Origin of the sequence: Dysosmobacter sp. (assembly GCF_052306735.1) — a bacterium.
In the GTDB taxonomy this organism is placed as follows: domain Bacteria; phylum Bacillota; class Clostridia; order Oscillospirales; family Oscillospiraceae; genus Oscillibacter.
In genome coordinates, this window is record NZ_DAWBAJ010000005.1 from 17,229 (window position 1) to 31,360 (window position 14,132).

General features: G+C 59.6%; 13 protein-coding genes and 1 pseudogene. 8 read left to right on the top strand and 6 right to left on the bottom strand.

What is annotated here, in order from left to right:
- Window positions 1-2: 2 nt before the first annotated feature.
- The 6 genes and pseudogenes from ACT67G_RS02385 to ACT67G_RS02410 all read right to left on the bottom strand — a co-directional run bounded on the left by ACT67G_RS02385 (window position 3) and on the right by ACT67G_RS02410 (window position 5,405).
- Entirely contained in the window at window positions 3-1,292 is a 1,290-nt protein-coding gene (locus ACT67G_RS02385; protein WP_326215224.1) for a glycosyltransferase, read from the bottom strand.
- Between the two features lie 70 nt (window positions 1,293-1,362).
- A complete protein-coding gene (locus ACT67G_RS02390) occupies window positions 1,363-2,538 on the bottom strand; it encodes a choice-of-anchor A family protein (RefSeq protein WP_443662862.1) in 1,176 nt (391 codons plus the stop codon).
- 34 nt (window positions 2,539-2,572) lie between these two features.
- A pseudogene (locus ACT67G_RS02395) lies at window positions 2,573-2,743 on the bottom strand (hypothetical protein); the annotation flags it as partial.
- A gap of 57 nt (window positions 2,744-2,800) precedes the next feature.
- Window positions 2,801-3,091 carry a hypothetical protein gene (locus ACT67G_RS02400; RefSeq protein ID WP_443662863.1) on the bottom strand — a complete coding sequence of 97 codons (291 nt, stop codon included), beginning with the start codon at window positions 3,089-3,091 and terminating at the stop codon, window positions 2,801-2,803.
- Window positions 3,092-3,416: 325 nt separating this feature from the next.
- The gene (locus tag ACT67G_RS02405; protein WP_443662864.1) at window positions 3,417-4,688 is read right to left on the bottom strand and encodes a sensor histidine kinase; all 1,272 of its coding nucleotides are present in this window, start codon (window positions 4,686-4,688) and stop codon (window positions 3,417-3,419) included.
- Between the two features lie 3 nt (window positions 4,689-4,691).
- A complete protein-coding gene (locus ACT67G_RS02410; protein ID WP_443662865.1) occupies window positions 4,692-5,405 on the bottom strand; it encodes a LytR/AlgR family response regulator transcription factor in 714 nt (237 codons plus the stop codon).
- A gap of 284 nt (window positions 5,406-5,689) precedes the next feature.
- Between ACT67G_RS02410 and ACT67G_RS02415 the strand changes: the two genes are divergently transcribed.
- The 8 genes from ACT67G_RS02415 to ACT67G_RS02450 all read left to right on the top strand — a co-directional run bounded on the left by ACT67G_RS02415 (window position 5,690) and on the right by ACT67G_RS02450 (window position 14,121).
- Window positions 5,690-5,818 carry a hypothetical protein gene (locus tag ACT67G_RS02415; protein WP_443662866.1) on the top strand — a complete coding sequence of 43 codons (129 nt, stop codon included), beginning with the start codon at window positions 5,690-5,692 and terminating at the stop codon, window positions 5,816-5,818.
- Window positions 5,819-5,839: 21 nt separating this feature from the next.
- Window positions 5,840-6,583: an ABC transporter ATP-binding protein gene (locus ACT67G_RS02420; protein ID WP_443662867.1), complete on the top strand. Its 744-nt coding sequence runs from the start codon at window positions 5,840-5,842 to the stop codon at window positions 6,581-6,583.
- Window positions 6,584-6,587: 4 nt separating this feature from the next.
- Entirely contained in the window at window positions 6,588-8,711 is a 2,124-nt protein-coding gene (locus ACT67G_RS02425; RefSeq protein WP_443662868.1) for an FtsX-like permease family protein, read from the top strand.
- Between the two features lie 190 nt (window positions 8,712-8,901).
- Window positions 8,902-9,528 (top strand): helix-turn-helix domain-containing protein, encoded by a 627-nt coding sequence (locus ACT67G_RS02430; RefSeq protein ID WP_443662869.1) that lies wholly within the window; start codon window positions 8,902-8,904, stop codon window positions 9,526-9,528.
- 95 nt (window positions 9,529-9,623) lie between these two features.
- The gene (locus ACT67G_RS02435; protein WP_443662870.1) at window positions 9,624-10,298 is read left to right on the top strand and encodes a response regulator transcription factor; all 675 of its coding nucleotides are present in this window, start codon (window positions 9,624-9,626) and stop codon (window positions 10,296-10,298) included.
- Between the two features lie 3 nt (window positions 10,299-10,301).
- Window positions 10,302-11,285, top strand: a complete 984-nt coding sequence (locus ACT67G_RS02440; RefSeq protein ID WP_443662871.1) for a sensor histidine kinase — start codon at window positions 10,302-10,304, stop codon at window positions 11,283-11,285.
- Window positions 11,286-11,393: 108 nt separating this feature from the next.
- A complete protein-coding gene (locus ACT67G_RS02445; RefSeq protein ID WP_325245521.1) occupies window positions 11,394-12,161 on the top strand; it encodes an ABC transporter ATP-binding protein in 768 nt (255 codons plus the stop codon).
- Complete coding sequence (locus tag ACT67G_RS02450; protein WP_443662872.1) at window positions 12,154-14,121, top strand: FtsX-like permease family protein; 1,968 nt, start codon at window positions 12,154-12,156, stop codon at window positions 14,119-14,121. Before ACT67G_RS02445 ends, ACT67G_RS02450 begins: the two co-directional genes overlap by 8 nt.
- Window positions 14,122-14,132: the final 11 nt, after the last annotated feature.

Sequence of the window (14,132 nt, forward strand, 5' to 3'; positions counted from 1 at the left end):
GATCACGCCCACCCCGTCAGCAGGGGCATCAGCTGGTTTCGGCAGATCCATGTTCCGTTATACCGGGTACGCGTCCGGGTCTTGGCCCACAGGCTGCGATCTTCCCGCATCAGGTTCACGATAGCCTCTCCGTGTTCTTCATAGTAAGCCTGTTCCGACGGGACATACTTCTCATGTGTATCATAGCCGAAATTCCGCCCGTCCCACCGCATGAAATAAGCGCCCAACCGGTCTCCCAGTTCCTTCAGAGCAGGGACCGCCTCATTGAGCACCAGAAAATTTCCCCGGCTGGCAGCCTCCAGCACCGTCAATCCAAAGGACTCGGAGTAAGAGGGGCACAAAAACAGGTTGGAAAGTCCGAACAAATCAAACACGCCCTGCCGGGGGAACCCCTGCTCATACCCCAGATCGGAGGTAAACACCAGATCCCCCTCCTCCAGTCCGAACTTGCGTCCTTCCATTCGAATGGTCCTCTTGTAGATATTGCTGGGTATATCCGCACAGGGGAAGTCGCAGAATACGACTTTGGTGCACTGCTCCGTTTTATGCTCAATGGCTCCCGCCAACGCGGCCACCTTGTCAAACCGCTTGCCGGGGGTAAGCCGTCCGGGATAGACCACCAGGAGATCCGCGCTCAGCAGATCCACACTCTCTGCCACCCGCTGTACGTCCTGACTCAGAGTTTCCAGCAGCGGCAAGCTGTTATACACCACCGCACAGTTGCCCTGGGGCACGTCATACTGCCGGGCCAGAGCCTCGATCCCCGAGTAGGTGGGATAGACAAAACGGGTGTTGGGCATGGGCGTAAACCGGGCGGAAAAGGGCTCTTCCAGCTTCTGCGGACGGTTTGCCGGCAGAGAGTGGGTAAAGGCCAGGAACCGCACTTGGGGCAAGGACTTCTGCGCCTTGCGAATGGCCACATTGTGAACCAGATGCCAACCCTGATAGAGAATGTCGTGCATGATACACACATCTACATCCTGAAGATGCCGGACATAATCCCCGGCAATCTGCTCTGCTTCCTCATAAAACCCCGCATGCACAGTCCCAGCAGGGGCAGAGTAGTCATGCCACACAATCGGCATTCCGTTACAGGTATTGGTGATCTTCACCCACTCCAGTCGCGGATCCAGGAAAACGCCCCAGCGCTCCTCATCCGGGCAAGTCTCACACACCAGGATTTTCAGCTCCACCTGGGCTTCCAGCAGCATCCTGATCTGATCCGCCACCACATTCACCAAGGAATACGTGGTGGACAGGCCGGAAAACATCGTCAAAATGGCAACCTTCATATCAGTTCCCCCTCACTCTCCTGATCTTCAAGCAGGGAGCGCGGCGGGATCCCGCCGCGCTCCTCCCGTCTTATGGTTCTTGCTCGTCGCAAATGCACGCCTTAAAGAGTGCAATCTTATCGGCGAGGATCATTTCCAGGTTGGAAACGGTGTTGACCATGGACTCCACAGACCGGTTGGTTTGCAGGATGGTCTCCACAGGCAGTCGGTCAAAGGAGAGGATCTTTTGAACCTTTTCCCCCTCGGCATTGAGGATGTGCGAGAGAGCTGCCTGCTGCAGAGCAACAGAGGTGAGCAGATCCGTAATGGCCTGGCTGCGGGGCACCGGGGCCTGGGTGGTGGTGGTAGAAGTCGTCGTGGTGGATGTGGTGGTGGTCGTTGTTGTAGTCGTCGTAGTGGTCGTGGTGGAGCTGGTGGTGGAACTGCTGGTGGTCGTTGTCGTGGTGCTGGTGGTCGTCGTAGTGCTGGTGGTGGTACTGGTGGTCGATGTGGTGGATGTGGTAGTGCTGGTAGTGCTGGTGGTCGATGTGGTCAGCAGACAGCCCATGGCCTCCGGCAGCTCTCCAATGAACAGCTCATTGTGGCTTTCGGCATTGCCCGTATAACTGTCAAAGATGATATTGCCGTTGATCTGGCTGAATGTGGTGTTGGCCGCAGCAAAGGGAGCCAACACGGAACCGTAAATGGCGGTGGTGCTGTTTGACCAGGTCAGAGCCTGGGGGAAATTCCACAGGATCCGCCGTGCATTTTCCCGGGTAGCACCCGTTCCGTTGCGGAAGATCTGATAACTGCCGTACGCAATGGCAGAGCCCTCCACGTTGATGAGGATGGTAGACCCCAGCGGCGCAATGATATTGATGCCGTTGAGCTGTGCCAGGGAGATGCCGGTACCATAGAGGTTGCCGCTGTCCATGGTAAAGACATTCAGGATCTCATCGGTACCAGTCAGATTCAGCTGTCCATAGATCACTTCACCAGTGCCGTTGGGCACCAGCGTGCTCCAAAAAGCGGAGGCACATTTCAGATACTGCTCCGCCGCCGCAAAGTCAATGGGAGATCCCACGATAAACTGGCCGTTGGGGTTTCCCATGGTATAGCTGATCACATTGCTGGCGGGATTTACCACCGTATTGCCGCCGGCGTTGGAACCTGCGGTGACGTTGACGTCTCCGCCTACCACAAAGGACGGATCGGTATTGACTGGAGGCAGCGGGATGATACCGGCGCCGACGCCGTAGTTGCTCAAGGTGGCATTGCCCCCCCACAGCCACTCGGCCCTCCGCATCGGTATTGCCCATGGTCAGATTCCCGAAAACAAATACATTATAATCATTGGCAAGGCCCAAATTGATTGCCATAGTCAATCCTCCTGTAGGAATTACACCAGCCTGGACGGATTGTTTCCAGGGGGGAGCCAGTCGAAACTGCTCCGAACTCATATTATGCGGCATTGACGAAGCCGTGAAAAAAGGCGGGGTCTCCTGTGGGAGACCCCGCCCGGTCGTTCATTATCCCTGGGGGGAAGCAGGCTGACACAGGCAGCCGTCGAAATTGGACAGTTTGGACTGGAGAATCATTTCCAGCCGGGACACCGCATTGACCATAGACTCCACAGATTTATTGGTAGCCAGCAGCACTTCCGGCGTCACGTCGGGAAGCGCCACCATCTTCTGGATTTTTTCACCCTCTGCATTGAGGATGTGAGACAGGGCGGTCTCCTCCAAAGCCACCGACTGAATGAGATCAGTGATCGCCTGATCTCTGGTCGTGGAACTGGCGGTAATCACAGGCATACCCATAGTAAGTTGTTCTTCTTTTTGCTGTATTGAGCCTTGGCTCTTGCCATCCTATGCAGCTTTGGACCCGATGATACCGGAATATTTCCGGAGCAGCACGTCCAGCTCCACCTCGTCTTCACAAATACCGCGCACCAGGATATACGCGAGCAGCTGTCCCGGAAGCCGTATTCCGCGCCTCCCCAGACGCGGCCTCTCCGGAATGACAGCGGAGCCTGCCCCCGGGCCGCCGGGGATAACAGAATCGGTCTGCTGCAGATGCGCTTTGGAGGGAGAATCCGCCCTCGACGCATCCGCGGCGGCAGAACGGAAGCCGTCCCTTTCTCTCCTAGACCGGAATACAGACCAGCAGTTCAAACCGCCCGGAAGCAGCGTCCGCTTCCAAGGTACCGCCATAGCGGAAAGCCACCTCCCGCATGCCGGGAAGCCCCAGGCCATGGGCGGTCTTGTCCGCCTTGGTGGTGCTCAGATCCGCTGGTACGGATCCAGCCAGGGCATTTTCCACCCGCAGCATGAAGAGCCCCTTCTGGATCCTGCACCGGACGGTGACGGTCTTGTCTTCCGCCTGCACTGCCGCCTCCATGGCATTATCCAGCGCGTTGCCCAGCAGTGCGCACAGATCCGTGTCCGAGAGCGGCAGGGTTTCCGGCAGGGATACGGCAAAGTCCGGGGTGAGGCCCGCCTGGCGCATAGCCTCCGCCTTAGCGGTCAGGACAGCATTGGCAGTGTCGTTGCCGCAGATCCGCCGGACACCCTGCAGGGCCTGATAGCCTGTGAGCTCCTCCAGATAAGAGAGGGCCCCGGCCGTGTCCCCCTGCTCCAATCTTCCCTGTACTACCGTCAGATGATTGCGCAGATCATGACGCAGCGTCCGCACCTGCTGCTCCTGCTGCCGCAATCCCTGATAGTAGACTTCCCGCAGGGACGCCAGGCGGCTGGACTGCTCCAACCTCTCATGATCCGAGAGCACCAGCACCGCCCGCAGCAGCATGACGGAGGTCAGCAGCACAAAGGGCAGCACCACCAGCCCCAGGTTCATGGCCTGGGCATACGCCGCCGGGGAATCATACTTCGTGTATGTCTGCAGTACCACTGCCGCCAAAGCACAAAAGGGCATGATGGAAAGGCCCAGCATCAGCCTCCAAAGCCGGGGTGAAAGGTTCACCGGCTCCGGCGGCAGACGGCGGCGCAGAAGGAGGTACAGTCCCCCAAACACCATGGGCCGGGCCAGCCGGGTCAGGACGCCATAGTTGTCCAGATTTCCCAGGTAGGTATCCAGCAGGGCGCACACCGACATCACCAGGCAGAAAACAATCAGGCACATGGTGAGCCTGCCCACCCGGTCGCCCCGGGTGCACAGGAAGAACACCGCCAGGAAGACCGGCAGGGTGTAGAGCAGATTGGGGTCCCCCACCCAGATCACCATGCCGCTGCTGCCTGCTAACAGAAGCAGCAGAAGGGCCCGCCACCACCATTTCTTTCTCACGAAAAGGAAGGGCGCCGACAACCGGTAGAGGACATATCCGTTGAACAGGGTCAAAACATACCAGAGCCCGCCCCACAGCAGATACCGCAGAAATTCCAGGAACCGCTCCCCCATGGCCTATCCCTCCAGCTCCGCCCGGGTCAGGGCCAGCAGGGCGACGGAGAGGCAGGAGCGGCTGATGGGCAGCCGGGTACCGTCGGCCAGCACTGCCTCGCTGCCCTCCACCCGTTCCACTGCCGCCGCCCGGACCAGATACCGCTGGTGGAGGCGGACAAAGCCGCCGCCCACCTCCTCCGCCACAGCGTCCAGCTTTCCATAGAAGGTATACTCCCGCCCGGGGGTGACACACTTCACCTGCCGCCGGTCGGAGACGAAGTACCGGATGTTGCTGATGGGGATACGGTAATAGGTGTCGCCGCTGCGGCAGATATAGGCGCGGTCCAGATCACGGTACAAGGCCGCCTGGGCCCGCTCCAGGATCTCCTCCAGCTGCTCCCCCTTAGGCGGTTTGAGAAGATACCCCAACACGCCCACACTGTATCCGTCAAAGACCCGGTCTGCGTATCCGGTGACAAACACCAGCTGGAGCCCCGGATCGGCGGAACGCAGCCGCCGGGCAGTCTCCAAGCCGTCCAGTTCTCCCATCTCCATATCCAGAAACACCAGATCCAGTTCCCCGGCGTGGTGCTCCAGCCATTTGAGGAGCCCCTCGCCGGAGGAGAATTCAAAAAACGCCCCCGCACTTCGCCGGTTCTCCAACGCCCGTTCCAGGGCGGATCGGAGCACCAGCCTGGCGTCGTATACATCGTCACAGATGCCGATGCGCAGCATCCTCTTTCCTCCGTTTCCGCAGTCCCGCCCAAAGGCGGGGCTTTTTTGCGGGAGGATCCTCCCGCTGTTGGGGCTATTCTACCACGGACATCCGGTTTCTCCAAACCAAACTTGACATCAAAGCCGTTGTTTATGACATCCGGGCAGTACGTTTTTCCAAATTTGTCAGCCCGGCCACCGGAAGTGACACCTCCGTTTGCGGCAGCCATTCTGCCGCGGTACCCTGGTATCAACAAGGAGGGTAACAACATGACCAACACCATCACCAGTCCCCACTCCAGGATATGGAGCGTTCTTACCACCCCGCCGTCGCTCCCCCAGGAGGGCCCCGGCTGAAGATCAACAAGTGGTTCTTCTACATCTTCTATCCCGCCCATCTGGCCCTCATCGCCCTGGTGCGGAATCTCATGTGAATCCAGAAAGGAATGACAACTATGCTGACCGTAAAAGACCTGCATAAATCCTATCAGGTGGGCAAAACCACCTACGAAGTGCTCAAGGGCGTTTCCCTGGAGGTGGGGAAGGGAGAGTTCGTGGCGGTGATGGGCCCCTCCGGGTCCGGCAAGACCACACTTTTGAACTGCATCTCCTGCTACATTCCCTCAGACTCCGGCAGCATCCTGCTGGGCGGCACGGAGCTGGCCAGGCTGGACGAGAAAGCCCTAGCCGCCGTCCGCAACCGCAAGCTGGGGTTTGTGTTCCAGGACTTCCTGCTTCTGGACGGGCTGACGGTTCGGGAAAACATTTTGCTGCCGGCCATCATCGGCGGGTCCGTCTCCGCCATGACGGAGGCCCGGGCGGACCAGCTGTGTGACGTGTTCGGCATCTCTGCCATCCGGAACAAGTATCCTGCGGAGATCTCCGGCGGTGAAAAGCAGCGCTGCGCCGTGGCCCGGGCCCTCATCAACCACCCCCTGCTGATCCTGGCCGACGAGCCCACCGGCAACCTGGACTCCAAGTCCGCCCGGGCGGTGATTCGCTCCTTCCAGCAGGCCAAGTCCGCCCTGGAGGCCACCATCTTCATGGTGACCCACGACTCCTTTGCCGCCTCCTTCTGCGACCGGGTGGTGATCCTCCGGGACGGCGTGGTGTGGAAAACACTGGGGAAGGGAACTCTGGAGCGGAGTTCTTTCCAGGATCAGCTGTTGGACGCCATCCGGGACATGGGCAAGGAGTGAGACCATGAAGACATTTACTCAGGTGTACGCCGCCCTGCGGCGAAAAAACAAGGGACAATACGCCCTGCTCACCGGCTGCTGCTTTTTCTCCGTGCTGCTGATCACCGCCTATGTGTGCATGATGCGCTCCCCCACCATTCTCTCAGTGCTGCCGGAGGGTGGAGACAGCCGCAAGCAGGTGATGATGATTTTTGTTCTAGCCGTCATCGGATGCGCCGTGTTCACCACCTACGCTGCCGGCCTCTTTTTCCGGCAGAAATCCCGGGAAACCGGCGTGTTCCTGGCTCTGGGGGCTTCCCGAAAGCAGCTGAAACGAGAACTGCGCCGGGATCTGGCCATCATCTCCCTGGGCGCCTGCGCCGCTGGGGCTATTCTGGGCGGCCCTCTGGCCTGGGGGCTGTGGCAGGTGTTCCGGGCACTGGTGGTGGACACGGAGGAGATGTCCCTTACCTTTGACCCGGCAGCCTACACCTACGCCCTGGCCTTTTCCGCTTATGTGACTGCCATGCTCTTTTTCCTGGGGGGCCGGTCTATCCGCAAGACCAACATCATGGACGTAGTTCAGGAGTCCCACAAATCCGAACCCATCCGCGAGGTGAAGCACTGGTACGGCTGGGTAGGGATGATTCTGCTGGCTGTGGGCGGTTTCTGCGGCTACATCGCCCCCACCGTGTTTGTCCGGGGCCTTCACTGGTACCCTCCGGAGGGGCTCACCGCTGTTTTCTACCTGCCCGCCCTGGTAGGACTGTATATGATTCTGCTTCACACCGTAGCCAACGGCTGGGGCGGCAAGCGGCGTAAGTATCAGGATATGATCTCTGTGTCCCAGATGCGTTTTCAGGGCCGGCAGACCGTGCGGAATATGCTGGTGATGACGGTACTCATCGCCGGGGCTTACTTCGCCACCTTTTACGCCCCCATGCTGGGCACCGGCGCCATGATGGGCTACGACGCCCGGCCGGTGGACTATGCCTATCACTTCCGCGCCGACCAGGACATCCCCCAGGAGGGTGAAGTACGCGCTCTGGCGGAGGAATATAACGTTTCCATTACCTCCTGGGCCCAGGCCCCCATGGCCCGGCTGGCAGTGGACGGAACCAGGCAAGTGGAGACCGAGGGATCTCTGGGCACCACCTGGGAGAGCGTCTACTATGAGCAGGCCAAATCCGACCTTTTCCTCTCCGAATCCGCCTACAACGCCCTTACCGGAGAAGATCTGAACCTGCAGCCCGGGGAGATCGCCGGAATTATGGACGCCACCGGCGACGGCCAGGGTGTTTTCGGCGGAGAAGTCTCCCTGGTCACCAACCCCTTCACCGGGGAGCGCTGGCCGGTGACCATGGTGGAAGATCTGCGCAATGACCTTCTCTTTGGCCGTTATGTGGTGGACGACGCCGACTACAAGGAGATGACCGCCAGTCTTCCCGACGACTGGCGGGAGGAAATGGTGTTCTTCAACGTGGAGAATGACCAAGAGACCTACGATTTTGCCAAGGCTCTCTTTTATGAGATCGTGGACCGCTCCGGTCCGGAAGTTGCACTGTACGACAGTTTCGATCCCATTGCGCGGGAGATCGAACTTGCCGAGACAGGGGAGTACTTTCTGGATCCGGAGACCTGCGAGAAGTACGGCTTTCCCTCCATCGACTACGGCCAACGGGACAGTTCCAACTTCCGCCTCTACTGGCAGTACATGCCCCAATTCCGGGTGCTGGATAAGGCGGACTTCGTCAAGACCACAGCGGTATTCCTGATGCTCTTCCTCTTTATCGCCATTGTCTGCTTTTCCGCTGTGATTGTCATCGCCTTCACCCGCTGCCTCACCATTGCCATTACAAACCGGCGGGTCTATGACGACCTGCGCCGCCTGGGTTCCCCAAGGGAATATCTGTTCCATTCCGCCCGCAGCCAGGTACGCCGTGTGTTCCTGGTTCCCATGGTGACCGGCACCGCCCTGATCTACGCCTTCTATACCATGATCATGTACTTCAACGACAATCGCCTGACTACGGGCGAGGTGGCCGGGCTTGGCATCTGTCTGCTGCTGATCGCCGCCGTGTCCGCGGTGCTCTATGGGGTCTATCGGCTCACCCGCCGCAGCGTGTGCCGCAAACTGGGCATCGGATAAAAACCGGCGCTGCTGCCGGAACAGCAGGAATGGCCTCCGTGTTTTCACGGCGGCCATTCCCGCTATAGCCGTCATCCGGGAGATCTATGCCGCAAAAAATCCTCCTATTGCGCTGTGCAACCCAAAGTTGACAAATAGTTGATGGCAAATATTCGGGATTTTCTTTATAATTGGGGCAGAGGTGATGCAAATGAGCATAGGGGCCAGGATTGCTGAACTGCGAAAACAACATCGTGTTTCCCAAGAGTATCTTGCGGAAAAGCTGGGTGTCAGCCGGCAAGCCGTATCAAAATGGGAACAGGACTTGACCCATCCCGACACAGGAAACCTAATCAAGCTGGCCGAGCTGTTCCATGTTTCTGTTGAATATCTTGCAACCGGGAAAACGGAAGATCCCGTTCCCACTAAAAGGCCCGCGAAGCGCCGCTTCAAATGGAAGAAAAAGCATGTTGCCGGCATCATCGTTTCCGCCGCATTGTGTCTTGTGATAGGCGGAATCATTCGGATCGCCACTTTACCTGTGGACTGGGATGCGGGTGCCTGCGCAGGGGGCTATGCCACGCATATTTTCAATATTTATGGCGATGAATTGGTTCAGAATTATCTGAACGCCTCTTCAAAAAAAGACGACATCCTCTCTATTTCCGCTGTACCTGGAACACAGGAGGCAGAATGGGAGGGAAGGACGATCTTTCTCCATTTTGATATTCAATATGAGGATCGTTTGGAAGGAACAACCACCGAGCGCCTAACTTTTATCGGAAACCGGTACTGGTTCGACACGTTCAAGTGGCGGGGCGCTATCATAGCAGGGTGATGTCCTTGCGTCTGCAGCACACCCGGCATCCCCCCACCGTCATTGACAATCCCATCACAGGATGGTAGGCTTTTTCCTATCAAGGAGGTAGAGCCATGTATCGTATTTTTGTGGTGGAAGACGACGATGTCATCGCAGGGGCTGTGGCCCGGCACCTGGAGGGGTGGGGCTACACCGTCCGCTGCGCCCGGGAATTTGACCGGGTGCTCCAGGAATTCGCCGCCTTTGACCCCCAGCTGGTCCTGCTGGATATCTCCCTGCCCTTTTTCAATGGCTACCACTGGTGCCAGGAGATCCGTAAGGTCTCCAAGGTGCCCATTTTATTTTTGACCTCCGCAGGAGACAGCATCCATACCGTCATGGCCATGCAGCTGGGCGGGGACGACCTGCTCTCCAAGCCCTTTGACCTGCAGGTCCTCTCCGCCAAGATCCAGGCTATGCTGCGCCGGGCCTATGACTTCGGCCCGCCGGCGCAGCTGCTCCAGTGCGGAGGGGCAGTGCTGAACGTGTCCGACGGGACGCTGACTGTGGCCGGGCAGCGGGTGGAGCTGACGCGCAACGAATTCCGCATTTTACAGATGCTGCTGGAGCGCAAGGGCCAGACCGTCAGCCGGGAGGCATTGATGACCAGGCTGTGGGAGTCCGACAGTTTCGTGGATGAAAACACCCTCACCGTCAACGTGGGCCGTCTGCGGCGGAAGCTGGAGGCGGCGGGGCTTCCGGACTTGATCCACACCCGCAAGGGTACGGGCTATCTGGTGGAGGAGTGATCCATGGTGCTTTGGGCATATCTGAAGCGGCAGTGGAAGCTGCTGCTGTTGCTGGTGGGGATCGCCGCAGTGTTTGCGGCTGTGTTCTCCCTGTACGACCTGCCGGTGGAGGCGGTGGGGTATGGGGCGGCGCTGTGCGTGGTGCTGGGGATTATCCTGTTCCTGCTGGGCTTCCGGCGGTTTTACACCCGGCACCGGGAGCTGCAGCGGTTACTGGACCGGGCGGAGGAGCCGGTGCTGCCCCTCCCCCCTGCCGGGGATCTGCTGGAAGCGGACTACCAGGCGCTGCTGACGGCGGTGGCCTCCCACCGGGCCAAGCTCTTGGCCCGGGAGCGGGACAAGCTGGAGGACATGACCGACTACTACACCCTCTGGGCCCACCAGATCAAAACCCCCATGGCCGCGGCCAGTCTTCTGCTGCAGGAGGACCCCCCGCCCCGGGAGCCGCTGGAGGCGGAACTCCTGAAAATCGGGCAGTATGTAGACATGGTTCTCGGCTACCTGCGGCTGGACAGCGACTCCACCGACTATGTCTTTCAGGACACGGAGCTGGACATTCTGATCCGTCAGGCGGTGCGGAAATTCGCCCGGCTGTTCATTCTCAAACACATCACGTTGGACTTCCGGGAAACCGGCCGCAAAGTGGTAACCGACGGCAAGTGGCTGAGCTTCGTGGTGGAGCAGCTTTTATCCAACGCCCTGAAATACACGCCAGCCGGAGGCACCGTCCGCATTTACGGCGACGGGGAGACATTGGTGATCGCCGACACCGGCATCGGCATCCGGGAGGAGGATCTGCCCCGGGTCTTTGAGAAGGGCTTCACCGGCTACAACGGACGCACCGGGCAAAAGTCCACCGGAATCGGGCTGTACCTGTGCCGCCGGGTGACGGAGAAGCTGGGTCACGGCCTGACCATTGTCTCCCGGCCGGGACAGGGCACCATCGCCCGGCTTGATCTGAGCCGGAAACAGTGGACCATGGAGTGATCCCTTACAAAACTGTAAGATACGGAGCCGGACTGTAAGCCAAAACCATGGCGGGCAGCCCGGCTCCCTTGCTATACTGGGGCCATCCCAAGCAAGGAGGCATGTTTTATGGCACTGCTGGAAGTGCAGCATCTGCAGAAAATCTACACCACCCGCTTCGGCGGCAACCAGGTTCAGGCATTGTCCAACGTGAATTTCTCCGTGGAGCCGGGAGAGTACGTGGCCATCATGGGGGAGTCCGGTTCCGGAAAGACCACGCTTTTGAACATTCTGGCCGCCCTGGATCGCCCTACCGCCGGGGAAGTCTTTTTGAACGGCAAGGCCCTCTCCGACATCCGGGAGCGGGATCTGGCTGCCTTCCGCCGATCCCACCTGGGCTTCGTGTTCCAGGACTTCAACCTGCTGGACACCTTCTCTCTCCAGGACAACATTTTTTTGCCGCTGGTCCTGGCAGGGATGGATTACCCGACCATGCGCAAGCGGCTCTTACCCATCGCGGAGCAGCTGGGAATCACGGATCTTCTGGCCAAATACCCCTATGAGGTCTCCGGCGGCCAGAAGCAGCGGGCCGCCGTGGCCCGGGCCCTCATCACCGACCCTCAGATCATCCTGGCGGACGAACCCACCGGCGCCCTGGACTCCCGGGCCTCGGACAATCTGCTGGATCTGTTCGGAGAGGTGAACGCCGGCGGCCAGACCATTTTGATGGTGACCCACTCGGTGAAGGCTGCCAGCCACGCCGGACGGGTGCTGTTTCTCCGGGACGGGGAGGTGTACCACCAGCTCTACCGGGGCAGTGAGAGCCGGGAGAGCCAGTTCCGCCGTATCTCCGACACCCTGACGGTTTTGGCGGAGGGAGGAAGCTCCCATGCGTAAGTCCAGTTTCTTTCCCCGGCTGGCCCTGGTGAACCTGCTGCGCAACAGCCGGTACTACGGGCCGTACCTGCTCTCCTGCGGCGGTACCGCCTCCATGTTCTATATTCTCCGCTACCTGACGGAAAGCGACATTGTGGCATCCGTCCGGGGCGCCGGGTACCTCCAGAGCCTGATGTACCTGGGGTGTATCGTGGTAGCGCTGTTTTCCGCCGTGCTGCTGCTCTACGCCAACAGCTTTGTCATGAAGCGGCGGCAGCGGGAGCTGGGTCTCTATAACATCCTGGGCTTGGAAAAGCGGCATATCGCCCTGCTGTGCCTGTGGGAGGCCCTCTACTGCGCCCTGGCCGCCATTGCAGGCGGCATCGCCGCCGGGATCCTCTTCAGCAAGCTAACGCTGCTGCTGTTGCTGCAGCTCTCCCGGCTGCCGGTGGAGTTTGGCTTCGAGATCAGCGTGAGCGCTATTTTCTCCACCGTTGCTCTCTTTGCGGCCCTCTTTGCCCTAACATTGGTGTGCAACCTGGTCCGTATCGGCCGGGCCAGGCCCGTGGAACTGCTCCACAGTGAGTCCGCCGGAGAGCGGGAGCCCCGGACGAAGCGGCTGCTGGTGGTCTTTGGCCTGCTGACTTTAGGAGGAGGGTACTTCCTCTCCTGGAAAGTCCGGCAGCCTACGGAAGCCCTGGCCCTGTTCTTCCTGGCGGTGGTGCTGGTGATGATCGGCACCTACTGCCTGTTCACCGCTGGATCCGTGGCTGTGCTGAAGGCTCTTCGCTCCAACCCCGGCTACTACTATCAGACCCGGCACTTCACCGCGGTGGCAGGATTGCTGCACCGGATGAAGCAAAATGCCGTGGGCCTTGCCAATATCTGCATCCTCTCCACCATGGTGCTGGTAACCGTGTCCACCACCGTCACCCTTTACCTAAGCTGTGAAGAGACATTGGATCAGATGTACCCCTATGACATCCAGGTGGCCCAGCGCCTCACCGGCTACGACGAAAATGTGGAACTTCCTGTGTCAGGAGACGTTCTGGATCAGGTGGAAGAGATTCTCGCCGCCTCCGGCCGAACTGCGTCTCATTTCGGTTGGCTCAACCTGGTGGAGGGCCAGTGCTGGTACAGCGGCAATACCCTCCAGTGGGAGACGGGCCCCGAGGTCCGTCTGCGGCTGGTAACGGAAGAGGATTACATCCGCTGCACCGGTCTGGAGGCTCAACTGGAGGCAGATCAGGTGCTGGTCTATACCCAGGGGCTTGATCTGCCGGACACCTTCTACATCGGTTCCCTGCCCTTTCATGTGGCACAGCGGCTGGAGGCTGATCTGCCGGTCAACGGCAACACCCTTGTCAGCAGCGAGGTCTCATGGGTGACGCTGGTGGTGTCAGGCCGGTCGGTGCTGGAAGATGTCATGGCACAGCCTTCCGGAGACCATTTCTCCGAGGAATTCCTGATCCAGATGAATCTGGACGGTACGGAGGAGGAAAAACTTGACCTGTCCTGGGAGCTCCTGGGCGGCATTTCCGGCGAGGGCATCACCGTCAACAGCCGCCAGGACAACACCGCCACCCTCTATACCATGTACGGCGGGTTTTTATTCCTGGGTGTCTTCCTGGGACTGCTGTTCCTGCTGGCTACGGCCCTCATCATCTACTACAAGCAGATCTCCGAGGGGTATGAGGACCAGCGGCGCTATGCCATCATGCGCCAGGTGGGCATGACGGATCGGGAAGTTCGCGCCTCCATCCACAGCCAGATTCTGCTGGTATTCTTCCTGCCCCTGGGCATGGCGGGCATCCACACGGCAGCGGCCTATCCCATGGTGTCCAAGCTGCTGGCACTGTTCCAGCTGACCAGCACCGCCCGATACGCCCTGTGCACGGCAGGCACCTTTGCGGTGTTCTGCGGCATCTACGCCCTGGTGTACGGACTGACTGCCCGTTCCTACCGCCGAATCGTGGCTTGACAGCTCGGATA

Bases quoted from the DNA above. Each gene is read 5' to 3' on its own strand.
- ACT67G_RS02400 (WP_443662863.1), bottom strand. From the start codon at position 3,091: ATGGGTATGCCTGTGATTACCGCCAGTTCCACGACCAGAGATCAGGCG.
- ACT67G_RS02435 (WP_443662870.1), top strand. From the start codon at position 9,624: ATGTATCGTATTTTTGTGGTGGAAGACGACGATGTCATCGCAGGGGCT.
- ACT67G_RS02420 (WP_443662867.1), top strand. From the start codon at position 5,840: ATGCTGACCGTAAAAGACCTGCATAAATCCTATCAGGTGGGCAAAACC.
- ACT67G_RS02445 (WP_325245521.1), top strand. From the start codon at position 11,394: ATGGCACTGCTGGAAGTGCAGCATCTGCAGAAAATCTACACCACCCGC.
- ACT67G_RS02405 (WP_443662864.1), bottom strand. From the start codon at position 4,688: ATGGGGGAGCGGTTCCTGGAATTTCTGCGGTATCTGCTGTGGGGCGGG.
- ACT67G_RS02385 (WP_326215224.1), bottom strand. From the start codon at position 1,292: ATGAAGGTTGCCATTTTGACGATGTTTTCCGGCCTGTCCACCACGTAT.
- ACT67G_RS02430 (WP_443662869.1), top strand. From the start codon at position 8,902: ATGAGCATAGGGGCCAGGATTGCTGAACTGCGAAAACAACATCGTGTT.
- ACT67G_RS02440 (WP_443662871.1), top strand. From the start codon at position 10,302: ATGGTGCTTTGGGCATATCTGAAGCGGCAGTGGAAGCTGCTGCTGTTG.
- ACT67G_RS02450 (WP_443662872.1), top strand. From the start codon at position 12,154: ATGCGTAAGTCCAGTTTCTTTCCCCGGCTGGCCCTGGTGAACCTGCTG.
- ACT67G_RS02415 (WP_443662866.1), top strand. From the start codon at position 5,690: ATGGAGCGTTCTTACCACCCCGCCGTCGCTCCCCCAGGAGGGCCCCGG.
- ACT67G_RS02410 (WP_443662865.1), bottom strand. From the start codon at position 5,405: ATGCTGCGCATCGGCATCTGTGACGATGTATACGACGCCAGGCTGGTG.
- ACT67G_RS02425 (WP_443662868.1), top strand. From the start codon at position 6,588: ATGAAGACATTTACTCAGGTGTACGCCGCCCTGCGGCGAAAAAACAAG.